Genomic DNA, 26,925 nt, shown 5'->3' on the forward strand with positions numbered 1-26,925 from the left:
TGGATATCTCCTGATATCGGTGACACGGTTGGTCGGTGGCACGGATACCGGGGACATCCGAACCGCGCTCCCGGCGCCTGCTGCTCGTGGAGGACGACCGCGAGCTGGGAGACATGCTGGTCGAGGTGTTCACCGACCAGGGCTACACGGTCGACCTGGCGCTGGAGGGCCAGCGGGGCCTGCACCTGGCGCTGACCCGCGGCTACGACGCGATGGTCATCGATCGCGGGCTGCCCGTGGTCGACGGGCTCGATCTGCTGCGGCGGCTGCGCCGCCAGGCGGTCACCGTGCCGGTGCTGATGCTCACCGCCTTCGGCGCTCTCGCCGACCGGGTGACCGGACTCGACGCGGGCGCGGAGGACTACCTGGTCAAGCCGTTCGAGATCGACGAGCTGCTGGCCAGGGTGCGCGCCCTGCACCGCAGGAACCTGGACCAGGCGACGCTGCTGCCGCTCGGCGCCGGCTGGCTCGACTCCGCGTCCTGCGTCGTACGGCTGCCGTCCGGCGAGCAGGTGACACTGTCCGGCCAGGAGTGCCGGCTGCTCCACGCGCTGGCGGCCCGCCCCCGGCAGGTGCACACGCGCACCTCGCTGCGGCAGCGGGTCTTCGACGGCGCCAGGACCGAGTCGATCGTGGACACCTACGTCTACTACCTGCGCACCAAGCTGGGGCCCGGCGTCGTCCGTACCGTGCGGGGCGTGGGGTACCGCCTGGGTGAGCTGTGAAGACGACACGGTCCTCCGACCCGGAGCGGCGCCTGCTCATCCTGACCCGCCGCCGGATCACCGCGCAGGTGGCGGCCGTGTTCACGCTGGCGATCACCCTCCTGGGCACGCTGGTCTACTGCGTGGTGGCCGACGCGCAGGACGCCACCGCCCGGCGCGATCTGGCCGTGGCCGCGATGTCGGCCCCGATGGACCACCCGCCGCCCTGCGTATGGCTGTTCGAACTCCGGGCGGACACCGTGCGGAGATCCCCGGGGGCGCCGGAGGGCCTGCCGGTGCGCGAGACACTCGACCGGGTCGCCGCCGACGGCCGCACCCGGGTCGACGTCGCGGAAGTCGGCGGCCACACGTACCTGGTCCGTACGCAGCGGCGCGGCGACGTGCCCCTGCAGGCGGTGATGGACCTGTATTACCCCGTCACCGAGCGGCAGCGGCTGCTGCGCACGCTCTGCGCGGCCGAGGTCGCGGCCCTGCTGGTGGCGTTGCTGATCGGTCAGGTCCTCGCCCGCCGGGCGATCGCGCCGCTGGGCGAGGCCCTCGACCGGCAGCGCCGGTTCACCGCCGACGTCAGCCACGAACTGCGCAGCCCGCTGACCCGGCTGCACGTCCGTGCGCAGCTCGCCGCCCGGCGCCTGAGACGGGAGCCCGATCCTCTTCTCGTCGTGGGCGACGTCGACCGGCTGGTCACCGGCATCGGGCAGCTGGGCGAGGTGATCGAGGACCTGTTGCTGTCGACCCAGCTCAGGCAGAGCCGCCGGCCGTTCGGGCCCGCGGACCTGGCCGCCCTGGCGGAGGAGGCGGCCGACGCCGAGGCGGCCCGCGCCGGGCAGCGCGGGGTGACCATCGACCTGCGGCGGGATCCCGGCGATCACGTCGTGTGCGGAGCGCCGTCCGCGCTGCGCCGGGTGATCTCCGCGCTCCTCGACAACGCACTGCGCCACACCTCCACGGGCGGCCACATCTGGGTGAGCGTGTGTTCGGGGCCGCAGACCGTTCAGCTCAGTGTGCGGGACGACGGCGTGGGGCTGGACCCGCGTGACGGCGAGCGCCTGTTGGTCAGGCATGTCGGCGCGCCCCACACCGGAGGTCTCGGCATCGGCCTGGCTCTCGTGAGCGAGGTGATGAACGCGCACGGCGGCGCGATCGACGTGGACGGGCGGCCGGGAGCCGGAGCCACCTTCACCATCCGTCTCCCTCGGGCGGCGCCGGACCCCGCTCCGCACCTGTCCCGGATCGGTCTTCCTGCCCCGGCGGCCGCGGAGCGAGACGAACAGAACGCCGGAGGCGACCGCCTCCGGCCCCGGCGACGCCTGCCTGTAGTCCTCCGCGGATGGCGGAGCGTGCTCACGAGGGCCAATGCGCGGTGAGGGGATGATCGGGCGCGGCCGCGGCGTCGAGCAGCGCACGGGCGGCGGACCGGGCCCGCTCCGCGGGGTCGGCGGCCGTGCCCATGGCGGCGGCGACGATGGCCCCCTCCACCAGCAGCAGAAGCTGGTCGGCGAGCAGGTCCGGATCGGCGGCCCCCGCCTCGGCCGTGAGCGTGCGAAGCCTTCCCCGCAGCGCGTTCTTGTGCGCCCGCGCCGCCGCCACGACGGGCGGTGACGCCGGGCCGAGCTCGCCGAAGGCGTTGACGAACGCACAGCCGCGGAAGTCGGCCGTGCCGAACCACTCGGCGAGGAAGCCGAAGACGGCGAGCACGCGCTCGCGGGGCTCCCCGACACTGCCGAGATGGTCGGACAGAGCGTCGTTCCACCGTCGGTCGCGATGTTCCAGGTACGCCTCCACCAGCGCGTCCTTGGACGCGTAGCACTGGTAGAGCCGCTTGAGCGAGACCCCCGCGGCGTCGCGGACCTGGTCCATGCCCACGGCCTGGATGCCCCGCGCGTAGAACAACCGCTCGGCGGCGTCCAGGATGCGCCGGCGCGCCTCTTCTCCGTCCATCCGCACCCGTCGGGTCCCGTCCACCCGCCCCCTCCTCACCGAGGAAAACGCTCGTTCTCTACGATACGTAGGGAGAACGATCGTTCTCCCGTGTTGGAAGGACAGCCACGATGAGCACACGCCCGCCGCTTCCGCCGTTCACCGAGGAGACCGCCAGGCAGAAGGTCCAGGCCGCCGAGGACGCCTGGAACACCAGAGACCCGGAACGCGTCGCGCTCGCGTACACCGAGGACTCGGTGTGGCGCAACCGATCGGAGTTCCTGACCGGACGGGAGGAGATCGTCGCCTTCCTGCGCCGCAAGTGGGAGCGCGAGCAGGACTACGCCCTGCGCAAGGACCTGTGGACGTTCGGCGGCGACCGCATCGCCGTACGGTTCCAGTACGAGTGGCAGGACGCCGACGGCCGGTGGTGGCGCAGCTACGGCAACGAGCTGTGGGAGTTCACCGCCGAGGGCCTGATGAGCCGCAGGGAGGCGAGCATCAACGACATGCCGATCGAGGAGAGCGAGCGGCGCATCCGCGGGCCGCGCCCCGAGTCCGAACGCGGCGCCGGCCTTCCGCTCGCCTGACCGTGGCCCGGGCGTTTACCTGGCCATGCTGCCGAGGGATCCGGCGCGGAGCGCGTCCGGCGAGCAGGCGGGGCAGTCCGGCGCCCCGGGATGACGCGTGTAGACGTGCTGGTCCGGGGCCGCGAGGTTGATCCCGGTGACGTAGCTGCCCGAGGTCGCCGGGATCCCGGTCAGGAACGCGACGACCGCCTGGGCGGTCAGATGGCCCGACACCCCGGCGGAGGGCGCGATGGCGCCCGGCCCGCCGAGGTCGACGGGGATTCCGGGCGCGAGAGGGGCGTCGACGCTCGCGGTCAGGCACTCGTAGCACGGGCCGCCGGGGGTGAAGGCCGCCACGCTCACCAGCGGGCCGTTGTAGCCGCCGAGCGCCCACGGGATCTTCTCCGACAGACAGGCCCGGTTGGCCCAGACGCGGATGCCGCCCCTGCCCGCGGGCTCGTCGGCGCACATCGCCACCGCGTCGAACCCGCGTACGAGGTCGAGCATGTCCTCCTCGCACTCGACCGGCCGGGCCTCCGCGGTGACGCGGACGGAGGAGTTGACCTCGGCGAGCCGGGCGGCGGCCACGTCCACCTTGGGACTGCCGATGTCGGACTCCCGGTAGAGGGCCTGGCGGGTCAGGTCGGGCAGCTCGACCGGGTCGCGGTCGACGCAGTGGATCTCGCCGACGCCGCACGCGGCGAGCGCCCAGGCCGTGTGGCTGCCGGTCCCGCCCAGGCCGAGGACGAGCACACGGGAGCGCTTGAGGCGGACCTGCGCCTCCCAGCCGCGCTCGGGGCGGGTGGGATCGACGTCGCGGAAGAACGCCGCGTTGCGCGAGTAGCGTTCGAGTTCCCGCAGGCTGAGCTCCTCGGGCCGCGGGCCGGCGGCGTCCTCCACACACCCCGAGCTCAGCAGGAGGTCGACGACGTCGGCCGCCTCGGCCTCGGTCAGCCCCGGGAACGCGCGATGCAGGCGGGCGACGACCTCCTCCGGGGTCCTCGTGCCGTCCATCGCGTTCAGGGCCGCCCAGGCGTGGCCGTCCGGATCGCTGATCTCCGCTGTCACGCCGTTGACCGACCCGCCTATCCGGATCCGGTCGTTGCCGTACCTGTGGGGGCGGTGCTGGGCTTTCACGCGGGGCAACCGCAAGGGGACCTCTCGGCATCGCGAGCGGGACAAGAATCGACAGGTGGATCTTTCTGTAAGTGTCCGTCTATGTCAAGACTCTGGATGGGCGGCCGAGCCGTTTTGTCGTACGGCTCGGATACGTTCCGGATCATGACAGAGCGTTCCCCCGACGGCGCGACCGTGTGGGCGCGAAACAGCAGGCTGCGGGTGGTGCCGCCGGTCCAGCCGCGCAAGCTGGCGAAGGTCCCCTTCGTCGAGCTGGCGGACGGCAGGCTGCAGGGCGTGGTGTCGAGCGGTTCGGACATCGGCCGGGTCTACGTCTCCTCCATCGCCGCCGGCACCCACAACTACAACTGCAGCACCAACAACAACCGCCCCTGCGGCGGCCTGTACGGCGCGCCGTGCAAGCACCTGCGCGCCCTGGTCGCCGAGGCCGTCCTGCAGTACGGCGCCGACCGCGTGTCCCGTTATCTGCGGGCGGAGGTCCCCGAGGGCGCGGAGCTGGCCGACTGCCTGCGCGGCATCCATGAGCCCGCCCCCGCCGCGGTCGTGTTCAGCCGGTTCCTGCGTCACCTGGCCTACCTGGAGGTGCCCGACACCACCATGCCGATCCCGGAGCTGCACTGGTTCCCGGCCACGGGGACGGTGCGCTGATGCTCGCCGTACAGCTCGCCGCCCTGCTCGGCGACTCCGATGCCGCCGGCGAGGGAGCCGGAGAGGCGCTCGCACTGCTGGACGGCTTCGACGACGCCCTGGTGCACGGCCTCGCCCGGCTCGCCGACGAGCGCGCTGGCGCGGTGACCGCGCTGGCCGCGGCGTTCGCGGCCACTCCCCTCGGTGCTCGGCTGGCGGAGGCCGCCGACGCGGTCGTGTCCGGCTCGATCACCCAGGAGCACCTGACGATCCTGGCCGGCGGCCGGATCGCGTTGTCCGGCGCCGTCCACGACGCCCTGCTCACGAGCCTGGACACGGCTCTGGGCCGGGAGCGCGCGGAATGGACGTCCACATCCGGGGGCCCCGCGTCCGGCGACTCCGGCGCTCAGCCCGCCGGCAACGCGCTCGAGGGCGTCCGCTCCTGGCTGCGCGAGCTGGCGATCACCGGCTGGCGCGGCGTCGACCACGACCTCGTCTCCGCGGCGGACCAGGTCATCGAGGCACTGCTCGGCGCACCGGCGCTGCGCAGGCTCGCGGTGCTGCTGGACGGTTTCGCCGCGGAACTGCGCGCGTCCTGCCCGATCGGCTCCGCGGAGCACCTGCCCGTGCGGCGCTGGGCCGACCTGTGGACCCGGGCCGTGCTGCTGTCGCAGGACGGCGTACTGACCGGCGAGCCCGGCCCCGCCGCCACGGTGTCGGGACGGCTGCTGGTGCTCGGCGTCGACGTGCACGAACACGGCACCGCCGTCCAGTTCCAGGTGCACGCCGTCCTGGAACCCGCCGACGGAGGCCGGTCCCGGCTGGTGCGCACCTCCGTCACGGTGGCCAAGGTCGACACCATCGTCGGGCCCGCGCTGTGGAAGCTGCCGCAGCGCCACAAGGTGCTGCTGGCCGCGCTGGCGGACCGCCGCTGCATCGAGATCGCGGACGTGCCCCTGCTCGACAGCGGCGACCTCGTCTGGGACGACGACCGCGCCTTCGTGAGCAAGCCCGCCGACCCGCTGGCCACCGCCCGGCTGTGCCTGCCCGGCGCGCTCGGCCCGGCGGTGCCGCCGCTCGACCGGGCACCGGTACGCATCGCCGAGCCCGTGCTGGTGGAGGGCTACAAGGTCACCGGGGACGGCTCCTTCGACCTCGGCGGCGCCGTCATCGTCGTGGACACCGAACGGCTGCCCGACTGCGGCCCGCTCACGCCCAAGCTGGTGGCGGCCTCGTCGGCGTGCGTGGGGCTGCTCCGGTGGGACGGCGGCCGCTGGACGCTGCAACCGCTGGCCGTGCAGGTGAAGGTCAAGCGCGAGACCGTGGTGGTCGCCACCGGTGACTGGGCGCTCGGCCCCACCGACCCCAAGGCGGCCAAGGCCGAGGCCAAAGCCGCGGACGCGGTGGCCGTGCTGCGGGAGCGAGCCGGGCGGTTGCTGCGACGATGAGCGACGACATCTCCACGAGCGCCCAGGCGATGGGCGACGACATCTCCACGGACGCCCACCCGCCGACGGGCGGGGACGCCACCGCGCACCCCGGTCCTGCGGCGTCCGCGCCGCCTGCCGTTTCCGCGGCCGTTTCCGTGGCCGTTTCCGTGGCCGTTTCCGCGGCCGGTTCCCCTGCCGGGGACGGCGGACCGACGAACGCCGACAGGAACCGGCGTCAGCTGCTCTACTGGCGGCTGCTGGCCCGGCTGTTCGATCACGAGGAGCAGCCGGCGCTGGAGACCGCGAGCGTCGCGGTCGTCGGCGACCTGGGCCTGCCCGCCGGGCTGCTCGACCCTGCCGTGTCGGTCGACTCGCTGGTGCAGCGTTTCCCCGAACTGGCCGCCGAGTTCGAGACCCTGCTCACGCCGGACGAGCACGCGCCGGGCGGCGAGGTGCGCCGGGCGGCGCTCGTCTCGAAGCTGCTGCTCAACGCCTTCGCCACCGGCGCGGGTGACGTCAGCGCCACCCAGCTCGCGACCTGGCAGCAGGACGCCGCCTGGCTCAAGCGGGCCCTGTGCGCGGGGCCGGCACCCGGATCGGGAGCGGGCACGGCACCCGGATCGGGAACGGGCGCGCAAACGGGTGCCGGAGAGCCGGGCGGCGCGTCCGGGGCGCAGGCCGGGACCGGACCGGATGCCGGACCGCACACCGGGCCGGCGGCCGGGTTCGGGCAGGGGCCCGGCGGCGGGACCGGCCGTGAGATCGGCGCCGGGGTCGGCGGCGACCTGGCCAAGGTGCTGGCCGACATCGAGGCCGGGCTGGTCAGCCGCATGCGGCTGCGCGAGGTTCTGGCGGATCCGGCCCTGGCGCGGCAGCTCACGCCCAGCATGTCGCTGGTCGAGCAGTTGCTGCGCGACAAGGCCAACCTGTCGGGCGTGGCGCTGGCCAACGCCAAGGCGCTGATCCGCAGGTATGTCGACGAGGTCGCCGAGGTGCTGCGCACGCAGGTCGAGAAGGCCGGCGCGGGGACGATCGACCGGTCGGTGCCGCCCAAACGGGTGTTCCGCAACCTGGACATCGAACGGACGATCTGGAAGAACCTCACCAACTGGAACCCGGAGGACCAGCGGCTCTACGTCGACCGGCTCTACTACCGGCACACCGCCCGCCGGACCACCCCGGCCCGGCTGATCGTCGTGGTGGACCAGTCGGGGTCGATGGTCGACTCCATGGTCAACTGCACGATCCTTGCGTCGATCTTCGCCGGGCTGCCCAAGGTGGACGTCCACCTGATCGCGTACGACACGCGGGCGATCGACCTCACGCCGTGGGTGCACGACCCGTTCGAGGTGCTGCTGCGCACGAATCTGGGCGGCGGCAACGACGGCCCCGTCGCGATGGCCATGGCCCAGCCGAAGATCGCCGACCCGCGCAACACGGTGATGGTGTGGATCTCGGACTTCTACGAGTTCGACCGGTCCCAGCCGTTGTTCGACGGCATCCAGGCGGTGCACCGCTCCGGGGTCAGGTTCATCCCGGTCGGCTCGGTGAACAGCTCGGGTCACCAGAGCGTGAACCCCTGGTTCCGGCAGAAGCTCAAGGACCTGGGCACGCCGGTGATCTCGGGCCACATCCGCAAGCTCGTGTTCGAACTCAAGAACTTCCTCGCCTAGGAGACCCCTTCACATGACCAACGAGATGCTCCGCGCGCCCGCCGAGGTGAAGTACGCCGAGGAGCTCGACTGGCTGGAGTCCGTCGACGACGGCCCCAAGCCGTTCTCCTGGCGGCTCAGCCCCCGGATGGTCCGGCTGTTCGTGCTGGGCAGCGAACGGTCCGACGGCCTCGACCGCGAGATTCCGCAGAAGTGGTTCGGCGACCGGAGCTTCGTCGAGCGCAGCATCGTGACGCTCGCCTCCGACCGCGGCCTGCTGCTGATCGGCGACCCCGGCACCGGCAAGAGCTGGCTGGCCGAACTGCTGTCCGCCGCCATCTGCCGCGACTCCACCCTGGTCGTGCAGGGAACGGCGGGCACCACCGAGGACCACATCAAGTATTCGTGGAACGTCTCGATGGTGATCGCCAAGGGCCAGTCCCGCGAGTCGATGATCCCCTCGCCGATCATGACGGCGATGGAACAGGGCATGATCGGCCGATTCGAGGAGCTGACCCGCGCCACCAGCGACGTGCAGGACGCCCTGATCTCGATCCTGTCGGAGAAGTACGTCTCCATTCCCGAGCTCGACACCGACAACACCGTGTTCGCCAAGCCCGGATTCTCGATCATCGCCACCGCCAACAGCCGCGACCGGGGCGTCAACGACCTGTCCTCGGCGCTGAAACGGCGGTTCAACTTCGTCCGCATCCCCGTGGTGACGAGCAAGGCCAGCGAGGCGGAGATCGTCCGTTTCCGCACCATCGAACTGCTGCGCCGGCACCGCATCGAGCTGGACGTGCCACCGGCGCTGCTGGACATCCTGCTGCAGAGCTTCGCCGACCTGCGCACCGCGGCGGCCTCGGCCACGAGCGAGGACGAGAAGCTGGAGTCGGCCCTGTCCACCGCCGAGCAGATCGGCGTGCTGGAGGACGCCATCCTGCACAGCCACTTCTTCGGCGACCGCACGCTGCGCGCCGAGACGCTGGCCGGCGCCCTGGTGGGCTCCCTGGCCAGGCGCGCCCCCGAAGACCTGGCCATCCTCAACAAGTACTGGCACGGGGTGGTCGAACCACGCAGCAGGAACGACGGAGGCGAGTGGACGCGGTTCCTCGACGGCGGCCGTCAGGCGATCTCGACGCTGTCATGAGCACCTTCGACGCCCTGCGCGGGCAGCTTCTCGACGCCGCCGAGGCCTTTTCCGGCGGCGGGGACGTCCTGGCCGGCATCCTGTCCGGCATGGTCGACGACGTCGACCGCATGCTGCGCGAGGAGCTGGAGATCTTCCCGGTCTGCCACCACTCGCCGGCCTCCGCCCTGGCCATGACCCGGCGACTGCGCGACAAGCGGCCCAAGGTCGTCTACCTGGAGCTGTGCGAGGACATGCGCCCGCTCCTCGACGAGCTGCGCAACTGCAGGCTGCCGGTGGCGCTGCAGGCGTTCGCCACCCAGCTGGACGGGTTCCCGGCCGGCTCCGGACCGCTCAGCGTGATCGCGCCGGTCACGGAGGCGTCGGCGGAGTACCAGGCGATCGCGTATGCGCTCGACACCCCCGGCGTCGAGATCGTGCTGGTCGACCGCTCGGTGGACCACGTCTTCCAGTGGCTGCCGCAGGAGACGGATGGTCCGGATCCGCACGAGCAGGCCGCGCAGGGCGACGAGGCGGCACTGCACAGTGACGATGTGGCGCTGCACGGTGACGCCGTCGGCGTCGAGATCGGCGACCTGCGGCCGCGCTTCGCCGAGCTGGAGAAGCACCTGCTGCACCACGGCAAGGTGCGGCACTGGTCGGAGTGGTGGGACCAGTACGTCGAACAGCCGCTGACCGGAGCGGACTACGACACCTACCGCCAGGCGATGGCGCTGATCGGCAGCCTGTTCCGGCGGCTCCGCCCCGACGGGCACGGCCGCCTGGCCGTCGACGAGGAACGCGAGCGCTACATGTGGACGCGCATCCGCGAGCACCTCGCCGAGTCGGGCGCGGACCCCGCCGACTGCCTGTACGTGTGCGGAGCCTTCCATGCCGTCAGCACGGTCGCGGAGTTCGGCCTGCGGTCCGAGGCGCCGCCGTACACCATCGCCCCGCGTACGGGCACCCGATGGCTGCACGGGCTGATCCCCTCCAGCCACTCGGCGATCGAGGCGCAGTTCGGCCTGGCCCAGGGCTCGGTGTCCATCGCCGCCGCCACGTGGGCCAAGGCGGTCAGGCGCGGGGGCGTCACCCCGTACCGGCTGGAGGGGCAGCAGGGCGGCCGGGCCAAGCAGGGCGGCAAGCGGGGCGGCAGTGCCGCACCGCCCGTCGCGGCCGAGCCGGCGGCCGACCGGCTGTCGGGGTTCCTCGCCGCCCCGCCCGCGCTCGACGGCCTGGACGAGGACGAACTGCGCGGATGGTGCGTCGACATCGTGCGGCTGGCCCGCCGCAACGGCTATCTGGCCAGTACGGCCGACGCCATCGCCGTGTTCGAGACGTCGATCCTGCTCGCGGGGTTGCGCGGCCGGGCCAGGCCCACGCCGTACGACTTCGCCGACGCGGCCGTGACCTGCATCGAGAAGGACGCCGTGCCAGGCCGCCGGGACGTCCGGCGCCTGTGCGAGATCCTCCTGGGCGGCGACAAGATCGGGATGGTCGGCTACGACGCGCTGCCCCCGCTGGCCCGCGACGTGTACGACCGGCTGGAGCCCCTCGGGCTGGACCTGACCAGGCGCACGCAGCAGCGGGTGCTGCTCGACCTCAGGGCGGACCCGGAGCTGGAGCCGTGCTCGGACCTGCTGTGGACGCTGCGCCACCTGCTGCCCGACGGTGCGCTCCGGCCGATCATGGGGGCACGCCGCCTCGGCGAGCGGCCGATCCAGGAGAGCTGGGACGTGGCGCTCGGCCGGCACCAGCGGGAGATCGTCGAGCTGGGCTACGAGGGCGTCACGGTCGAGCAGGTGCTGGAGCAGCGGCTGCGCCGCATGGCGTGGGATCCCCAGGCCACCGCCGGGGCGGCGCTCGCGGCCGTCGAGGACGCCATCCTCTATGTGGGCGGCCGGCGCCTGCCCGGCGAACTCGGCGCCTGCGCGGTCGAACTGCTGGCCGCCGAGCGCACCGTGGACGACGCTCCCGAGGTGCTGCGCCGCATCAGGCGGCTGCTGACCTACTACCGGGCGAGCGAACCGGAGCTGCCCGCCTGGTGCGAGGACTTCGTCACAGCCGGGTACTCGCACTACTGCACGCTGCTGCCCACCGCTTTCGCGGACGATGAGACCGGCGTACGCCAGGTCGGGGCGATGCTCGGCTTCCTGTTCACACTGGAGAGCCTCGCGCTGTCGCTGGGCTGCGACCGGGCTCAGCTCGAACTGGCCGTACGGCAGTCGCATCCACGGGACCCGGCCAAGGTTGCGTTGCTGTGGGCCGCCCAGACGCAGCTGGGCCTGCTGACCAGGGAAGAGCTGCGCGCCCGCTGTGACGAGCTGCTGGCCAACCCACTCGTCGTGCCGGCGTATCCGCTCTATGTGAGCGGATTCGTCCAGGCGCTCGAACCCGTGCCCGGCCTCGCGCCGTTCGTGGTCGAGGCGCTGTCGAAGGCCTTCGCGCGACTGCCCGACCCGGTTCTGCTGCCGTGGCTGCCGACGTTGATCTGCACCTTGCGGCAGCACGCGCCCGAGCTGGTCCCCGTCCTCGTCCGCGAGGCCGGGCGGACCTTCCCCGGCGCGCTGGCCGAGCTGGACGCCTGGACCCCGCCCTGGGAACGGCCGGCCGCGCCGGTCCGAGCGGCCCGGGCGGCAGCCGCGCCGAGCGGGCCGGTGTCCACGCTGCTGGCCCGGCACCCGGGGGCGTGCGACGCCGTCGCCGTGCTGCTCGGCTGTACGGCGGAGTGGGGGAGCACCGGGCACGGAAACGGCGAGGTGGCGGCCCTGCTCGACCGGCATCCGGCGACGACCGGCGCGGTCGCCGCGCTGCTCGGCGCGTGAGCCTGCACCCGCGCCTTCACCCGGTGGCGGCGTCGGCGAGCAGGGCGGGGACAAGCGAGGCGAGGACGGCCTGGTCCTCCTCCCGGCGGGGGGCGTACTCGGTGATCCCCAGGCCGGCCAGGGGAAAGCGGGCCGTCAGCGCGCGTACGGCGTCCCGCAGTGCCGCGACGGACAGACCGCCGGCCTCGGGACAGCTGAGCGACCCGAACTCCTCCGGGTCGAGAACGTCGAGGTCGATGTGGATGTAGACGGCGGTGCCCCCGGCGGCGACGGCCGGGACCAGGACGCCGGGATCGGCCGTCAGTTCGGCCACGGTGTGCCGGGCGAGGCCCGCGTCGGCGGCGTAGGCCAGCTCCGCCGGGTCCAGCGCGCGAACTCCGGCGAGGATCACCTGCCGGGGGTGCAGGGCCCGCGGTGGAACCAGATCGGGGTGCCCTTCGCCCAGCAGGGTGCGCAGGACCATGCCGTGGAAGGCATGCGAGGGTGAGGATCCGGGCGTGTTGAGATCGCCGTGGGCGTCGAACCAGACGACGGTCAGCCCGTCGCCGTGTCGCTCCAGGGCGGCCGACACCGGCTCCACCTGCACGCCGCAGTCGCCGCCGACCGTGACGACCGTGGCCGTGCCGCACTCGCCGAGCGCGGCGCGGGTGCGGGCGGCGACGGTGTTGAGGACGTCCAGGGCCCGGACTCCGTCCCGCTCGGTGCCCGCGGTGTCCGGGACGGGCACCCGCACGACCCTGACGGACGGCCCGGTGGGCGGTTCGGTGGGCGGCTCGCTGGATGTCAGCAGAGAGGCCAGCCGTTCGGCGCCGAGGGACAGGAGCCGTGCGTCCTCGACGCTCGACCCCTGCCATTGGGGCACCTGAAGCACCGCGGTCGGAAGCACCGTCTGATCATTCCATGCCCACGCCTGCCCGGGCGGGGCCCGTACGCGTCGCGCTCGGACGGGGGTGCCGTGCGCGTCGTGGTGGGCCCGTCATGCCGGGTCCGTTGTGGTCGGGTCCTCGCCGGTGGTGTTCCTCACCCAGTGGTTCTGGGGCGCCGGCGGAACCGGCAGGCCGACGGCGTACGCCGGTCCTCCAGTGCCTCCAGCACGGCGTCGATCCGTTGCCGGCACTCGTACGGCTTGGCGTGCCGCCGGCTCCCGGTCCGTCTGCCTCCGGTCGTGTCGGCCGGGGCGTCGGTCTTCAGGCCGCACTGCCAGTACCACTTCTGCAGGCCGTGCAGCACGCATACGTAAAGAGTGTCGATCTCGTTGGAACAGTGTGCCGCGTACGCCGTGATCTGGTCCCAATTGGCGACGAGGGGCGTGGTGGTGGAGCCTCCGGCGCGGACGTGCGTCAGCACGTACAGGCGCGTGTGCTGGTCGAACTCGGCTTCGACGACGTCGCTGAGCAGGCGCGGCTGCCGCCGGATCAGGCCGGCGCGGGACGGGGGCCAGGACGAGAACGTGAGCAGGCTCAGCAGCGCCACCTCGATGCACCAGTCCAGAGTCATCGGGGCTTCCCTTCGTCGGAGGCCGTACCGGGATTCGTCCCCGAGGCGGGGGCTCGGTCGCGCCGTCGCCGGGGTGACGTGACCGGGACGCGGGTACGGTCCACGGGTGAGACGGAACAAAGGAGAGCGGCTGCGACGATGCCGGTCGCAGCCGCTCTCTCGCGGCGCGTTTCCATCCGCGCCCCTGCCCCAGGTAGCGGGGCGTGGATGTCAACGATCATCCGGTGTCCCGGAAGGCAGCTCCGCCGCGAACCGGACGAGGGACGTCCACTAGCTACCCCCACGCCCCTCGCCTTTCTCGGGGATGGCGCGCATCCGCCGAGAGCATTTCGGTGCTGTCGTCGCCGGCGCTGTGGGATGTCCGTTCACCGCGCCGGCTGACACCAGGGCGAGCGGTTAGCGGTGCCCCCAGCCGCCCTGACCCGGACCGCCGGAGCCGCCGGGACCGCCGTGGCCGCCCCAGCTACCGCCCCCCGGGCCGCCCTGACCCGGGCCGCCCTGACCCGGGCCGCCGTGGCCGCCCTGGCCGGGGCCGCCGGGACCGCCCTGACCCGGACCGCCGGGACCGCCCTGACCCGGACCGCCAGGGCCGCCGTGACCGGGGCCGCCGGGACCGCCCTGGCCGGGACCGCCGGAGCCCCCGGGACCGCCGTGGCCCCAGCCGCCGGTGTTGCCGTGGCCCCAGCCACCGTGGTCACCGCCGCGGCCCCAGCGGCCCCAGCCGTCCCAGTTGCCCCAGCTGCCGCGTCCCCAGCGGCCGCCCCAGGAGCTGCCGCCCCAGTTGTGGCCCGGGTTCCCGAAGACACGGCCGGGAAGGCCGTACCAGCGGCCGGGCAGGCCGAGGGACGTGTCGCACCCCCAGCTACCGGGCAGGGGCAGCCAGCGGCCGCTGACGAAGTAGACGGGCCGGGTCAGGCCCGTTCCGCAGGACGGCGAGACGTAGACGCCGCCGTTGATGACGTACTGGCAGCTGGGGAGCATGTAGGTGCGGCCGGCCACGATGTACTCGTGGACGCCGTCCCCGAGCTGGTAGCCGGGGAGGCCGTACCAGCGGCCGGGCAGGCCGCTGACGGCCTGATCGCACCACTCGCCCGGCAGGGCGTAGGTGCGGCCGCTCAGGATGTACACCGGCCGGGTCAGGCCCGCCCCGCAGGACGGCGAGACGTAGACGCCGCCGTTGACGACGTACTGGCAGCTGGGGAGGATGTACGTCTTGCCCTTCAGGACGAAATGGTGGACGCGGATGTCCGCGCGCGGATCCGGTCCTCGCCTGGGGGTGTCGATCGGGCGGGAGATGCTGCTCGTCGCCTGCGAGGCCGTGCTCGCCGCGCTCGCGGCTCCGGTGGCCAGCACCGCGGGGGTGACGATTGCAGCGGTGGCGAGTGCCCCCGTGAGGAGGGCTTTCTTCATCGTCAAGAGACGATTCCTTTCATGAGGTGGTGCTGCTGTCGGATCGAACACACATCCCGGCAGCCGGCGGTGTGGTGACGGCGTAGCGGGATGCGCAGGACCGCAGTCGAGGCGATTCGAGTCGGACTCCCCGTGAGAGCCTCCGCGGAGGATCAGGTGATCCCGGATCGGAGACAGGTAACGGGATCACGAGCCCTCATCAGTGTCAGCAAATTTTGACGACACTGAAGGCCGGAACAGGTCGAGAGTCCGCACCCCCGCTGCCGCCGCGATGGCGTCCGCCGTGGTGCGGCGGCACGTGCCTCGTTTGAGCAGACCGTCGATGCACTGTCTGGTAAGTGCTGCCCGGCGAGCGAAATCGGCCACGCTGTGACTGTGGCCGACCATCAAGGCGCGCAAGAGTGCCACGCTCCGAAGGTGCATCTGCGGCTTTCCCGCCATAGCGAACCTCTCCGATGGAAACTGCATCATCAGATTCTGCTGACGTCTCGACTGCAGGTCGCACTCTAATCCGACCGAGCGCACGGCCGCACGTGAAACGGAAGGTTCCAGCGAATAAATCTTGTGCGCGATGGCTTTATATGACGCATCTTGTTGACACAACTGATCCCATGCTTCGTCGAGGTTTGCTCCCTGTCGTCAGGATCTAGCGGGCATGATGGTGGCGATCGCGGACAGAAAGATTCGAGGAGCTGACAACCGAATGCCGTCGCAGCGCGTGACACCCGACCAGCCCCCCACCCCCCTGAGCGACTGCATCCGCGAGTATGTGGCGGACAAGGGGATGAGCATCCGTACGCTCGCACTGAGGTCAGTGAGCGGAAGCGCAGGTCAGTGCCTCACCGCTCAGTGGATTACCGATGTGCTGAGTGGCCGGGTGTCGCGGATGCCTGATCTCTGGCGCCTGGAGGCTCTCGCGGCCGGCCTCGAAATGGACCCGGACAGCGTCAAGGCACTGGCGATCAGCCAGTGGATCGGGTGGGACATCGCCGACATCCGGACCGGAGTCGGAGAACGCCTGATCTTTCGCGTGCCCAAGGGGTATACGAGCGAACAGTCAGCACGCCTTGCCGATCAACTCATGCAGGCGATCAATGGCGCGCCGGCCGATCCGGAAAGGGAGGAAACGTGATGTTCCGGATGTACGGTCGCCTTCGGTGGGGTTGATGCGTCAAACTTTCCTGGCAACGAGCAGCGAAACGATCGGGGACGTGATTGCCAGAAAGGATATGGTGGATGATACGTGTCATCGCCGTCGCAACCATCAGTGGAATTCCGTCGCGCCCAGTTGTTGCATAGCTCCCCGGCAGTAATCCTTCATGCACTTCAGGAAAACCGGATCATCGCCTATGTCGACGAGAGGCAGTTCGCCCCCGAGCTGACGATCCCCATGGACGAGATCGGCACGGCGACGCTGAAGCTGCTCCAGCCGGTCGAGGACGCGGGCCCGATGCCGGCGCTTCGCGTCCGCGTCAGAAGAAGCGGAGATCTCGGCCATGAGCTCGCCGTGGCCGAGTTCGCGACAGACGAAATCACAGTCGGCGTCGAGAAGACGCTCATCACCGAGGAGCTCGCCGCCTGCCTGAGTGACGCCGGCACCGCGGTCACCCGCGCCTTCGTCCGGCGTACGACGTGAGCCCCGGCAAGCCGATGCCCTGCCGGGCTGACGTACCGGACCGGAAAGGAGCGGGTGCCGTCCTCGGCCGATGGGCAACGGCCGAAGGCGGCGTGAAGGCGTCGGCGCGGGTTCGCGGGCCGGCCGCCGGTGAGGCGGAAGGAGACGGCTAGAAGCCGGGTTCGTGCGGGCGGGGACGCGCGGTGGGAGGCCGCGTGCGCCTGGACGAACGGGCGGGTCCATGGTGCCGCGCCCGCATCGGCAGTGCCTTCCCACCGCGCATCGAGCGGGCGTCGTGCTCGGTCGGCGGTGGCGCGGGCTTCGACGGAGCGGTCTCGGGCGGGATCGCACCATCGGGGGTGGTCGTGGCCACGATGCCGCCGGGCGGAGGCGTGCCCGGCGCCGGACCGGCGGCGTCGGTGCTCGCCCAGACGCTCGCGGCGGCCAGGACCGCGACCCCGGTCACGACCACGGAACGGATCAGCTTGGGGCGGGGCAGGGAGCGATGCCGCCCGGGCGCCGGAGACGGGGAGGGCTCGGGCTCCGGCTCGTGCCGGCTGAGAGGTTCGTCACCGGTGCCGCGGTGTCGTCCGGGGGGAGAGGGCACGTACGGCGGCGGCTTGGGCCCGGCCGCGCGGACGGGACCGTAAGGGGCTCGCCTGGTGGGACCGTAGGGGGCTCGCCTGGTGGGACGGTGTGGGCGAGGTCTGTCCTGGCCGTTCATCACGCGCTCCGGATCCGAGGAAGTCGTGTTGTGCGCGAAGAGAGACGCAATGACTACGAACGGTATCCGAGATCTGGCGATCCTGGTCGGCTTTGGCCCCAGGTTGTCAGCAGAATCTGCTGACAACCTGGGGTTTTAAAATCCCCCGCCGAGCCCATGCTCGATCGAGGGTCGTGCTCGCGATGCTCGGGGGCCTTCTCTCATGGCGCCCCTATCGTGATGGATCAGTCGCAGGGGGTGGCGTAGTAGTCGGCCGCGCAGTCGTCGTAGAGGCTGTCCACGACGACCACCGGGGTGCTCCAGTAGCCCAGCGGGCGGCTCCAGTAGCCGAGTGGGCGGCTCCAGTAGCCGTTGCCCCAGCGGTAGCCCGCGGGGCGACCCCACCCGTGTCCCCAGTCGTGTCCCCAGCCGGCGGCGTGAGCCGGCAGGCCGGCCTGTGCGGTCGTGGCCGTCTGCCGCGGGGCGGCCGTCTCGGCCGAGGCCGCGATCGGCGCCATGACGACGAGTCCGGCGGCGCAGGCCGCGCCGGCCAGGAGCAGTCGCTGAATCATGCGTAACCTCCTGTTGCTTCGAAGTCACTCAATGTGACCGCTGACACGGTACAACGCCGTCGATCACGTTCATGGACGGCGACACATCAAGCGACGGCAATGTCGCGAGCGGTGCCGACACGTCTCCCCGCCCTCCCGACGGGTGTTCCGTGCGTGTCCCCGGTGTGCGTACGCGTCGAACGCCCGGTCCGGGCTCCCGGCCGTGGTCTCCTGTCCCGGAGACCACGGCCGGCAGCTGCTTCATAACGAGGGCCCGCCATCTACCCGTGACGCACGCGACGGCGTCGCGGGCGGCGGACAGGTGGCGGGGCGGAACCTACCAGTCGCCGTCCCCGCCCTCGTCCTCGTCGCCCTCGAAGATCTCTTCGACGATCTCGCCCGCCACCAGGCCGCCGACCACTCCGGCGGCGCCGGCCGCGGCCACCGCGCCCCAGCCCGGGCCGCTGTGGTGCTCGTGGTGGCCTCCGTGGAAATGAGGTTCGTGCCCGTGCTCGTAACCGCCGTGGCCGCCGTACGGTGCCCCGTACTGGGCCAGCCCGGTGAGCCAGCGGTCGATCTCCCCGGCCCAGTCCATGCGTGCCGCGTCCTCGTGACTGACACGGAAGCGGCCGATGGCGTCGACGGAGTGGTGGCCCGCGCGCTTGTCGGCCTCCAGGATCACCTCCAGACCGGCGGGGTCGGCCACGAAGGTGAGCTCGACCTCCCCCACAACGCCGGCCTGCCGCGGCGGCGGGTAGAACTCGATCTCCTGGTAGAACGGCAGTTCCTGGCGCACGCCGTGCAGGTGGCCCGCCTCCAGGTCGGCCGACTTGAAGGCGAAGCCGAGCTGGAGGAACGCCTCCAGGACGCGCAGCTGGGAGGGGAGCGGCTCGACGGCGACGGGGTCGAGGTCGCCCTTGTCGACGGCCTTGGCGATGGCCACCTCGGTGCGTACGCCGAGCGCCATGCCGGTCAGGTGCTGCCCGCCGATCTCGCTGATCGGGGCCTCCCACGGCACCGGGATCTGGAAGGCGATGCTCCGGTTCTCGCCCTCGCGCAGGGTGAACGGACCGGAAACCCGGGCACGGGAGAACTCGCCGAGCCCCGCGCTCTCGCCGTCGCCGTGCTCGAGCTCCACCCCGGCGACGAGGCCCAAAGTGACCTCCTCGATCTCGGCGTCGAAGTCGCCGCCGGACAGTCTCACCTCGCCCGTGAGCACGCCGCCCGGCCGGACCCGCGGAGTGGTCAGTACGGTGTCCACCGAGGGGGCGCCCACCCCGAGAGCGCCCAGCATCCGCTTGAAGACCACGTGTTTCTCCCTGTAGACGGTCGATGAGGTGTGTCAGCCGCCCACCTGAACGATCAAGCCCCGGGGTTGGGTTCCGCCGGCTGGTAAAGATCGCGCTTCCGTCGGTCAACGGTCCGGTGGGGCAGCGCTGTCACGCGACGGCCGCCGGGGTCGCGTCACACCCGAACGAGGGCGGGCCACCAGGGTCGCGCACACCCGAACGAGGGCGGCCGCCCTCACCGGCGGCCGGAGGGTGTGGTCCTCGCGCGGCCCGGGCGGCGTGCGACCGGCGGGCGCGGCCGGGTCAGCCGGTGGACGCCCAGGCCGACGGCGGCCAGGACGACCAGCCCGGCCACCGCCAGGAGGCCGGCCCGATTGGAGACCTGCTCCACCAGCCCGTACGAGCCTCCCGCGGCGTACCCGAGCCCCACGGTGCCCGCCCCCCAGGCCAGGCCGCCGGGCACCTCGAAGGCGAGGAATCTGGCGTACGGCAGGCGTCCCATGCCGGCCAGCATGGGGATCAGGGCGCGCAGCAGACCGACCCATCGGCCGAGGAGGACGGCCCAGCCGCCGCGCCGCCGCAGGTAGTCCTCGGTGCGGTCCCAGCGCTCCGCGCACACCCGGCGGCCCAGCCGGCTGTCGCGCACGCGAGGCCCCAGCCGCCGGCCGATCCGGTAACTGATCGAATCCCCGGCGATCGCGCCCACACCGGCCACGGCCATCATGAGCGGCAGACTCACGTGCCCAGTGAAGGCGAGGAAGCCGGCCATCAGCAAGGTGAGCTCGCCCGGCACCACGAGCCCGAGGAGCGCCGCCGTTTCCGCGCAGGCCATCAGCCCGACCACCAGGTAGGCCCACGGGCCCGCCATCGCCATGAACTGGTGCAGCCCCTGTGTCATCGGTTGCCCCCCGCCGCCGCGACGACTCCTCCCCACAATGCACGTCACACCGGGAACGTCAGTAGCTCACGGCGGGAAAACCTCGGTAAGCGTCGCGCCCGCGGAGAAAACGTCAGATGGTGCCGGAGAATGTGTCGCACCGGGCGGGGGCGCCGGTCTTGTATCCCGTGGTGAACCCACTTCACCCGCTGCCGTGAGCTCCCGCGCGTCCACCCCTCAGGCTCCACCCTGCCCTGGGTGCGCTCCCGGATCCTGTCGTCGCCCACCGCCGCCGCGGCGTCCAGAGCCTCCTGGATGGATGTCCGCCGTGGTGCCCCGACGGTCGCCGTTCGCTCATCCGGCGCTCCTCCGGTAGACAGCCCCATTTGGACATATAGGGATAAATCCGTACAAACTTTGGCAAGGTTGTGTGCTTTGCGGAATTGCGGGCCCTGCGACCCAGTCGTTCCGATTTGTAACGGATGACCAGAATGAGGCGATAGTTCGCCTTTGCTTCAGTCTCTTCACGCACCTCGTTCACTCACGAGATCCACTGTGACCGCTCGAGACCGCGTCGCTTTATCGGCGCTTTATGCAACGTGATGGAAGGGACTGCACCTGATGCAGCCAGTGGCAGCGAGAAAGCTGCTGGGAGGCGTGAGCAGGCGAGGGCGTCTCGCCGTGGCCGCCGTGATCGCCATGGTCGCGACGCTGCTCGTCAGCGGCGTCGTGACGGCGGCGCACGCCGACCCGGACCCGCAGGTAGCGGGTCGTGGACGCCCCAGCCCGACGCCGACCGGTTCCCCCACCCCGCCCACCCTCAGCCCCGCCGGCGGCTCGTACATCGAGGGCACGGTCAAGGTCACGGCGGTCCCGGCCGCGGCCGGTGACAGCGTGACCGAGCTCGCCGTCGACGGCACCGCTCTGAACGCGACCCGTACGGTGGGCGTGTCGAAGCTCCGTTTCGACGTCGGCTCGAACTCGACGGAGGCGCGATACCACAACTACGTGCTGGTCAACGGCGTCTACCGCAGCGACATCGGCGACCACGTGAGCGAGCGGGCGACCATCGAGATCCCGAACGAACACCTCGTCAAGGGCGAGAACACCATCGAGATCTTCGCCGGGACGATCCAGAGCTCGTGCGGCACCAACTTCGACGACTTCGTCCTGTCCGACGTGGGCCTCGAACTGCTCGGTGAGGTCGCGGACGGGGAGGACAACCCCTACACCCTGTCCTTCGGCGACGGCAACTGCGGCTCGAACACCGCGCTGCTCAAGCAGGCCACGCTGAAGTTCTTCGTCAAGGGCGACCCCCAGAGCACCACGGGTCTCGCGGCGGACCTGGACACCACGACGCTGGCCAACGGCGAGCATGCCATCGCCGCCAAGGCCGCGTCCGGGGCCACGGTCAAGCACACCGTGACCGTGAACAACGCGCCGGCCGGGGCGCCCCGGCTGCTGCCGACGGACGGCACGCTGGTGGCACGCACCACGCCGATCCACGCGACCGTGCCGGCCGCCGGTGCGGGCGGCGTCTCGTCCCTCACCGTCGACGGCGCGGAGCCCGCCACGAAGGCCACCCTGGGCAACGGCGCGGCCACGTTCAGCTTCGACGTGGGCGCGGACGCGATCGAGGACAAGTACGACGACTTCCTGCTCGTCAACGGCAAGCGTGTCGACCTGGGCGGCACCTGGGCCGGCAGGCGTGTCACGGTCGCCGTGCCCGCCCGGTTCCTGGTGCCCGGCGACAACACGGTCAAGGTCGTGACCGGCGACTGGAAGGCGTCCTGCGGCGCCGACCGCGACGACTTCACCATCGCGAACCTCGACCTCGCCCTCGACGGCGCCACCGTGAAAGGTCAGGACATCAAGCCGTCCTACGACCTGGGCGACGGCACCTGCGGCAGCAGCCAGACCGCCCTCCGCGAGGTCGAACTGCGCTACACGATCGACGCCCCGGCGGTGCACGTCGTCCGGACGCTCGGCTCGGGTGACGCGACCCTCAGCTTCACCGTCGGCACCAACTCGATCGAGGCGCGCTACCAGAACTACCTGCTCGTGAACGGGCGGAAGGTCGTGCTCGACGGCGACTTCGTGAGCCGGCGGGTCGACTTCACCTTCCCCAACGAGTACCTCGTGCCCGGCTGGAACACGATCGACTTCGTGGCCGGCACCTATCCGACGTCATGCGGCAACAACCGCGACGACTTCGCGATCTCGAACATCGCCCTCACCCCGGTGCGGGGCACGGCGACCGGTCAGATGCTCAAGAGCTCCTACAGCATGGGCGACGGCAACTGCGGCGACAACGTGAACCTGCTGACCGAGATCGACCTCGAGTTCCTCGTGGACGCCCCCGCCGGCGGCCTGAGCGCGGATCTCGACACCACCGCGATCAAGGACGGCAAGCACACCATCGCCGCGACCTCGACCACGGGCGAGACCGCCACCCGTACGCTGATCACCGACAACTCGGCGCCCAAGGTCGCCACGAGCGTCCCCGCCGCGGGCGAGAAGATCACCGCCTCCGTCGTGCTGGACGTCAAGCTGGAGGACGCCTCCGGCGTGGTGTCCGGGCCGGACGTCACACTCGACGGGCAGCCGATCGCGCTGGGCGCCCAGGTGGGCCCCGGACTGCGGCCCGGTTCGCACACCCTCGCCGTGACCGCCGCGGACTCGCTCGGCAACACCGCCGCCCGGGAGATCTCGTTCGAGTCCGCCGGCATCCCGGACGCACCCGCCCAGCTCACCCCGGCGTCCGGAGCCGTCGACGTGTCGGGCTCCGTCACGCTGTCGGCGAAGGTCGCCGAGCCCGGCGGCGGCGAGGTCAAGGCGACGTTCTCCGAAGCCGACATCCTGACCCCGAACCAGGCGTTCCAGGGCGTGGCCGAGACCGTCCCCACGACCCTGAAGGCGCCCGGTGAGAAGAAGGTCAAGGCCGCGGGGCTGGAGCCCGCCGACGGCGCGACGCTCGACGCGCCCGCCGGCCGGGACGTCACCTACCAGCGGTACGACATCCAGGTGAAGGGCCACGTGGACGCGCCGGTCCTGCGCTGGGAGGGCGTCATCGACCCCGAGCGCCTGGTGTCGCTGCGGGCGTGGAACACCAGGACCCGGGCCTGGGACCTGCTCACGAGCTCCCGCGGCGCCGCCGAGGGCCAGACCGCGCTCACCGCCGTCGTCGGCGATCAGTATGTCGACGGCCAGCAGGTCCACGTGATGGTGACGGGAGAGGACCCGTTCGCCGACGACATCGACCCCGGCGACCCGAACGGCTTCGCCGACCCCTCCACGTACGACTTCTCGATCGTCCACTTCACCGACACGCAGTACCTGTCGGAGGGCGCGGTGGAGCAGGAGACCGCCGAGGAGCGCGCGGTGTGGGAGTCCGCGTACGCCGGGATCGTCGACTGGATCAAGGACAACAAGGACCAGCGCAAGATCTCGTACGTCGCGCACACCGGCGACATCATCGAGAACAACATCCGCAAGCCCGCGGACGAGGCCGCGCGGCGGCAGGTCGTCGGCGAGTTCGAGGTGTCGTCCAAGCAGCAGCGCGTCCTGGACGAGGCGAAGATCCCGAACGGCGTGATCGCGGGCAACCACGACAACCAGTCGGGCACCGAGGACGGGCCGGGGGCGATCTACAACGCGTACTACGGCCCCGGCCGCTACCAGACGGCGGCGCAGGGCTGGCAGCACGCCGAGTACGGCGGGCCGTGGAAGGAGGGCGACAACCAGAACCACTACGACCTGTTCTCGGCCGGCGGGCTGGACTTCGTCGTGGTCGGCCTGTCGTACGGCGTCACGCGGGAGGAGGCCGAGTGGGCGGACTCCGTCTTCAAGCGGTTCCCCGACCGCAACGGCATCCTGCTCTCGCACGACTACCTCGTGCCGAGCACCAACCCCGACGGACGCGGCGCGGCATTCTCGGCGCCGGACGGCTCGATGCTCTACAAGACGGTGGTCGAGAAGAACCCGAATGTCTTCCTGATCCTCGCCGGGCACGAGCACGGCGTGGCCACCAACGTGAAGCCGAAGGTCGGCCAGGTCGGCAAGGGCGTCGTCGAACTGCTGGCGGACTACCAGTTCTACACGGTCTCGGCTGACCGCCTCGGGCTCACCCAGGTCGGCGGATACAACCCGGACGACCAGCTCCAGTTCGGCGCGAGCTTCTTCCGGCTGCTGCAGTTCGACGTCAAGCGGGCCGAGCTGACGGTGGACACCTACTCACCGCTGCTGAACGACTTCGGCGCGGGTGAGTTCGACCCGCTGCGCCGTTACGACGGCCGCGAGGACAACATGGTGCTGCCGGTCGATCTCACCACGCGTACGACGAGCTTCACGACCGACTCGCTGGCGATCTACAAGCCCACCCGGGTCGTCGGCACGAGCACGGTCCCGTCGGGTCAGGTGGCCTCGGTGACCTGGGAGCGTCTCAAGGGCGACACGGCATACGCCTGGTTCGTCACCGCACGCTCCACCGGCGGCGGCGTGACCGCCTCCGAGCCGAGCGTCTTCGTCACGAAGGACGAGCACGGCCGCCCCGGTAAGTGGGGACCGGACTCGCCCCTCTACCGCTGGTTCCAGCGCAGGTAACCGTCATCGCCGCCCCGGACCCCCGCGTCGACGCGGAGCGTCCGGGGCGGCCTCTCCCCCCGAACTCGGACCCGCTCGAACTCGGACCCCTCGAATCCCGGACCCCCGAAACCCGGACCTCCTCGAACCTGGAGAACGCGACATGTCTCGCAGGCTGTCCGCCGCCGTCCTCGCTCTCGCCTTCGCCCTCGGCGGGCTGATGGCGTTCTCCGCTCCGGCGGCGGCGCACGACGCGACCACCAAGGCGCACGCCACGGTGACCGGAACGGGCGCGGACGTCAGAGTCGTGCTCGACCTGGAGTACGACCTCCTCATGAAGTCGGCCTGGCTTTACGCCGAGGCGTACGACGCGAAGGAGCGGGCCGAGCAACTCCGCCAGCTCAAGAAGAACCACGCCGCCGTCGCCGACTACGTCACGCGCCGCTTCGCCGTGGCGTACGGCGACACGCACTGCACGCCCACCCAGGTGGGCGACGCGGGCGTGCGCGACCGCGGCAAGGTGGCGTACGCGGTGGTGACCCTCGACTACCACTGCGCGGGCGACGGCGGGGGAGGGCACGCGATCTCCAGTGCGCTCTTCCCCGACGCGGAGAGCTTCGTGCACAGCACGGAGACGATCGTCGGCTACACACTCGACGGCACGACGGGCTCCGCGGTGCTGACCGCAGGGAACCCGACGCTGCGAGTCGGCGAGCACCGGGCCTCGCACCAGATCGGGGAGTTCTTCCTGCTCGGCGCCGAGCACCTGCTGTCCGGCCTCGACCACATCTTGTTCCTGCTCGCCCTCCTCATCGGCGCGCGCCGCCTGCGCGACGTCGTCGTCACGGCCTCCGCGTTCACGGCCGCCCACAGCATCACGTTCCTCCTGGCGGCGCTGGGGATCGTGAACGTTCCCGCGGTGCTCGTCGAGCCGGTCATCGCGGTATCGATCATCGTCGTGGCCGTCGCCAACCTCCTGGGCCGCGATGAGGACAAACTGGGCAAGTGGCGGCTGCCGATCGTCTTCGCCTTCGGCCTGGTTCACGGGCTCGGCTTCGCGAGCGCGCTGGACATCGACGAGAAGGGGTCGTGGGAGCTGCTCCTGTCGCTGCTGAGCTTCAACGTCGGCATCGAGGCGACCCAGTTGCTGATCACCGCGGTGTTCTTCCCGCTGCTGGTGCTGCTGCGCCGTACGTCCGCGGTGCGCTGGGTGACCGCCGCCATGTCGGTCCCCATCGTGGCCGTCAGCCTCTACTGGTGCGTCGACCGCATCCCGCTGTCGCTCTGACGGTAGCGACCCGGATTCGGCTCGGGGCGCGTCATGCGTCAACACGTGGGCGACCATGGTGGTTCATCGGGGGAGGTGGTGCGGCCGGCGACGGTACACGCCGGTGCTGAGGTATTTCAGCCCCGAGTCCACCAGCAGGGTCACGATCCTGGCGGTCGGCCCGAGGCGTTGTCCGACCTGGATCGCGGCGAGGACGTTCGCGCCGGACGAGGTCCCGGTGAACAACCCCTCCTCCCGAGCCAGACGCCGTGCCATCTCCTCGGCGTCGCCGGTGGCGATCGGGACGATCTCGTCCACGAGGGCGGGATCCCACATAGGCGGCAGGTAGCCGATGCCGATGCCTTCGATGCGGTGGGCGCCCGGCCGGCCCCCGGACAGCACGGCGGATTCGGCCGGTTCGACGGCGATGACCCGGAGCCCCGGATAGCGGCGCTTGAGGGGAGCCGTCGCCCCGCGCAGCGAGGCCGCCGTACCGATCGACTGGATGAAAACGTCGACGCGCCCGCCCGTCTGCTCCCAGATCTCCTCGCCCATCGGGTGGTAGCCGGCGATGCTGTCGGCGTTGTTGAGCTGATCGGTCCAGTAGGCGCCCGGCCGGCGGCTGAGCTCCCTGGCGGTGTCGATCATGCTCAGGATCAGTGCCTTCGTGATCATTCCTCCCTCACTGGGGATGAGGGTGAGCTCCGCGCCGAACGCCGCCATCTGGATGAGCTTGTCCTCGCTGAAGGCGTCGGAACTGACGATCCGCAGGCGATATCCCTTCGCCGCGCAGACCAGGGCGAGAGAAGCGCCGGTGCTGCCGCCGGTGTATTCGACAACGGTGTCGCCGGGCGTCAGCCGCCCGTCGTTCTCGGCCCTGGCGATCATCGACTGCGCCATGCGGTCTTTCATGCTGCCGGTCGGATTCTGGCCCTCGACCTTGACGAAGATCTCCGCACACCCGGGTGGCGCGACCCTGCGCAGCCTCACGAGCGGAGTGTTTCCGATCGTCTCCAATACGTCGCCGCTGATGCCCATGATGCCGCCGGTCCTTTCGATGCCCGCATTCACGGCTTCGATCGTCGAACCGGTCGTGCCGGCGTCACCAGTTCAAAATTTGA

Annotated in this window: 23 protein-coding genes; 12 read left to right on the forward strand and 11 right to left on the reverse strand. The window is 71.2% G+C overall.

What is annotated here, in order from left to right; translation table 11 throughout:
• Nucleotides 1-35: 35 nt before the first annotated feature.
• Both HHX41_RS06950 and HHX41_RS06955 read left to right on the forward strand, forming a co-directional pair.
• Complete coding sequence (locus HHX41_RS06950; RefSeq protein WP_220503767.1) at nucleotides 36-725, forward strand: response regulator transcription factor; 690 nt, start codon at nucleotides 36-38, stop codon at nucleotides 723-725.
• Nucleotides 722-2,092 carry a HAMP domain-containing sensor histidine kinase gene (locus tag HHX41_RS06955; protein WP_182905237.1) on the forward strand — a complete coding sequence of 457 codons (1,371 nt, stop codon included), beginning with the start codon at nucleotides 722-724 and terminating at the stop codon, nucleotides 2,090-2,092. The genes HHX41_RS06950 and HHX41_RS06955 overlap by 4 nt, the downstream gene beginning before the upstream one ends.
• On the opposite strand, the gene HHX41_RS06960 is transcribed toward HHX41_RS06955, so the two are convergent.
• On the reverse strand, nucleotides 2,070-2,690 hold the full coding sequence (locus tag HHX41_RS06960; protein ID WP_310741806.1) for a TetR/AcrR family transcriptional regulator: 621 nt from the start codon (nucleotides 2,688-2,690) through the stop codon (nucleotides 2,070-2,072). The genes HHX41_RS06955 and HHX41_RS06960 overlap by 23 nt on opposite strands.
• An 86-nt stretch (nucleotides 2,691-2,776) precedes the next feature.
• Here HHX41_RS06960 and HHX41_RS06965 point away from each other — a divergent pair, with 86 nt between their 5' ends.
• Complete coding sequence (locus tag HHX41_RS06965) at nucleotides 2,777-3,235, forward strand: nuclear transport factor 2 family protein (RefSeq protein ID WP_182905238.1); 459 nt, start codon at nucleotides 2,777-2,779, stop codon at nucleotides 3,233-3,235.
• A gap of 15 nt (nucleotides 3,236-3,250) precedes the next feature.
• Here the strand turns inward: HHX41_RS06965 and HHX41_RS06970 are convergent, their stop codons facing one another.
• A complete protein-coding gene (locus tag HHX41_RS06970; protein ID WP_220503768.1) occupies nucleotides 3,251-4,351 on the reverse strand; it encodes a ThiF family adenylyltransferase in 1,101 nt (366 codons plus the stop codon).
• A gap of 144 nt (nucleotides 4,352-4,495) precedes the next feature.
• Between HHX41_RS06970 and HHX41_RS06975 the strand changes: the two genes are divergently transcribed.
• From HHX41_RS06975 to HHX41_RS06995, 5 genes are read left to right on the forward strand one after another with little or no spacing between them, the layout of a single operon-like run.
• Nucleotides 4,496-4,999: a hypothetical protein gene (locus tag HHX41_RS06975; RefSeq protein WP_182905240.1), complete on the forward strand. Its 504-nt coding sequence runs from the start codon at nucleotides 4,496-4,498 to the stop codon at nucleotides 4,997-4,999.
• Complete coding sequence (locus tag HHX41_RS06980; RefSeq protein WP_182905241.1) at nucleotides 4,999-6,426, forward strand: hypothetical protein; 1,428 nt, start codon at nucleotides 4,999-5,001, stop codon at nucleotides 6,424-6,426. Before HHX41_RS06975 ends, HHX41_RS06980 begins: the two co-directional genes overlap by 1 nt.
• Nucleotides 6,423-8,081, forward strand: a complete 1,659-nt coding sequence (locus HHX41_RS06985; protein ID WP_310741807.1) for a VWA domain-containing protein — start codon at nucleotides 6,423-6,425, stop codon at nucleotides 8,079-8,081. The genes HHX41_RS06980 and HHX41_RS06985 overlap by 4 nt, the downstream gene beginning before the upstream one ends.
• Nucleotides 8,082-8,094: 13 nt before the next feature.
• On the forward strand, nucleotides 8,095-9,210 hold the full coding sequence (locus HHX41_RS06990; protein WP_182905242.1) for an AAA family ATPase: 1,116 nt from the start codon (nucleotides 8,095-8,097) through the stop codon (nucleotides 9,208-9,210).
• Nucleotides 9,207-12,014 carry a DUF5682 family protein gene (locus HHX41_RS06995; protein ID WP_182905243.1) on the forward strand — a complete coding sequence of 936 codons (2,808 nt, stop codon included), beginning with the start codon at nucleotides 9,207-9,209 and terminating at the stop codon, nucleotides 12,012-12,014. Before HHX41_RS06990 ends, HHX41_RS06995 begins: the two co-directional genes overlap by 4 nt.
• A gap of 16 nt (nucleotides 12,015-12,030) precedes the next feature.
• On the opposite strand, the gene HHX41_RS07000 is transcribed toward HHX41_RS06995, so the two are convergent.
• The 3 genes from HHX41_RS07000 to HHX41_RS07010 all read right to left on the reverse strand — a co-directional run bounded on the left by HHX41_RS07000 (nucleotide 12,031) and on the right by HHX41_RS07010 (nucleotide 14,927).
• On the reverse strand, nucleotides 12,031-12,900 hold the full coding sequence (locus tag HHX41_RS07000; RefSeq protein ID WP_182905244.1) for an arginase family protein: 870 nt from the start codon (nucleotides 12,898-12,900) through the stop codon (nucleotides 12,031-12,033).
• 134 nt (nucleotides 12,901-13,034) lie between these two features.
• Complete coding sequence (locus HHX41_RS07005) at nucleotides 13,035-13,511, reverse strand: hypothetical protein (RefSeq protein ID WP_169985697.1); 477 nt, start codon at nucleotides 13,509-13,511, stop codon at nucleotides 13,035-13,037.
• Nucleotides 13,512-13,907: 396 nt separating this feature from the next.
• Nucleotides 13,908-14,927 (reverse strand): hypothetical protein, encoded by a 1,020-nt coding sequence (locus HHX41_RS07010; protein WP_182905245.1) that lies wholly within the window; start codon nucleotides 14,925-14,927, stop codon nucleotides 13,908-13,910.
• Nucleotides 14,928-15,576: 649 nt separating this feature from the next.
• Here HHX41_RS07010 and HHX41_RS07015 point away from each other — a divergent pair.
• Nucleotides 15,577-16,053, forward strand: a complete 477-nt coding sequence (locus tag HHX41_RS07015) for a hypothetical protein (RefSeq protein ID WP_182905246.1) — start codon at nucleotides 15,577-15,579, stop codon at nucleotides 16,051-16,053.
• A gap of 135 nt (nucleotides 16,054-16,188) precedes the next feature.
• Nucleotides 16,189-16,557, forward strand: a complete 369-nt coding sequence (locus tag HHX41_RS07020) for a hypothetical protein (protein ID WP_182905247.1) — start codon at nucleotides 16,189-16,191, stop codon at nucleotides 16,555-16,557.
• A gap of 148 nt (nucleotides 16,558-16,705) precedes the next feature.
• Here the strand turns inward: HHX41_RS07020 and HHX41_RS07025 are convergent, their stop codons facing one another.
• The 5 genes from HHX41_RS07025 to HHX41_RS07045 all read right to left on the reverse strand — a co-directional run bounded on the left by HHX41_RS07025 (nucleotide 16,706) and on the right by HHX41_RS07045 (nucleotide 20,342).
• Entirely contained in the window at nucleotides 16,706-17,008 is a 303-nt protein-coding gene (locus HHX41_RS07025; protein WP_182905248.1) for a hypothetical protein, read from the reverse strand.
• A gap of 476 nt (nucleotides 17,009-17,484) precedes the next feature.
• The gene (locus HHX41_RS07030) at nucleotides 17,485-17,811 is read right to left on the reverse strand and encodes a hypothetical protein (RefSeq protein WP_182905249.1); all 327 of its coding nucleotides are present in this window, start codon (nucleotides 17,809-17,811) and stop codon (nucleotides 17,485-17,487) included.
• 316 nt (nucleotides 17,812-18,127) lie between these two features.
• Nucleotides 18,128-19,099 (reverse strand): sporulation protein, encoded by a 972-nt coding sequence (locus HHX41_RS07035; RefSeq protein WP_182905250.1) that lies wholly within the window; start codon nucleotides 19,097-19,099, stop codon nucleotides 18,128-18,130.
• A gap of 215 nt (nucleotides 19,100-19,314) precedes the next feature.
• Nucleotides 19,315-19,977 (reverse strand): DedA family protein, encoded by a 663-nt coding sequence (locus tag HHX41_RS07040; RefSeq protein WP_182905251.1) that lies wholly within the window; start codon nucleotides 19,975-19,977, stop codon nucleotides 19,315-19,317.
• A gap of 44 nt (nucleotides 19,978-20,021) precedes the next feature.
• Nucleotides 20,022-20,342: a neutral zinc metallopeptidase gene (locus tag HHX41_RS07045; RefSeq protein ID WP_259400662.1), complete on the reverse strand. Its 321-nt coding sequence runs from the start codon at nucleotides 20,340-20,342 to the stop codon at nucleotides 20,022-20,024.
• A gap of 271 nt (nucleotides 20,343-20,613) precedes the next feature.
• On the opposite strand from HHX41_RS07045, the gene HHX41_RS41620 reads away from it, so the two are divergent.
• A complete protein-coding gene (locus tag HHX41_RS41620; RefSeq protein WP_182905252.1) occupies nucleotides 20,614-24,558 on the forward strand; it encodes a metallophosphoesterase in 3,945 nt (1,314 codons plus the stop codon).
• A 142-nt stretch (nucleotides 24,559-24,700) separates the two neighbouring features.
• Nucleotides 24,701-25,825 (forward strand): HupE/UreJ family protein, encoded by a 1,125-nt coding sequence (locus HHX41_RS07055; RefSeq protein ID WP_182905253.1) that lies wholly within the window; start codon nucleotides 24,701-24,703, stop codon nucleotides 25,823-25,825.
• A gap of 63 nt (nucleotides 25,826-25,888) precedes the next feature.
• On the opposite strand, the gene HHX41_RS07060 is transcribed toward HHX41_RS07055, so the two are convergent.
• Entirely contained in the window at nucleotides 25,889-26,875 is a 987-nt protein-coding gene (locus HHX41_RS07060; protein ID WP_220503769.1) for a PLP-dependent cysteine synthase family protein, read from the reverse strand.
• Nucleotides 26,876-26,925: the final 50 nt, after the last annotated feature.

The sequence above is a fragment of the Microbispora sp. H13382 genome, assembly GCF_014161445.1.
GTDB lineage: Bacteria > Actinomycetota > Actinomycetes > Streptosporangiales > Streptosporangiaceae > Microbispora.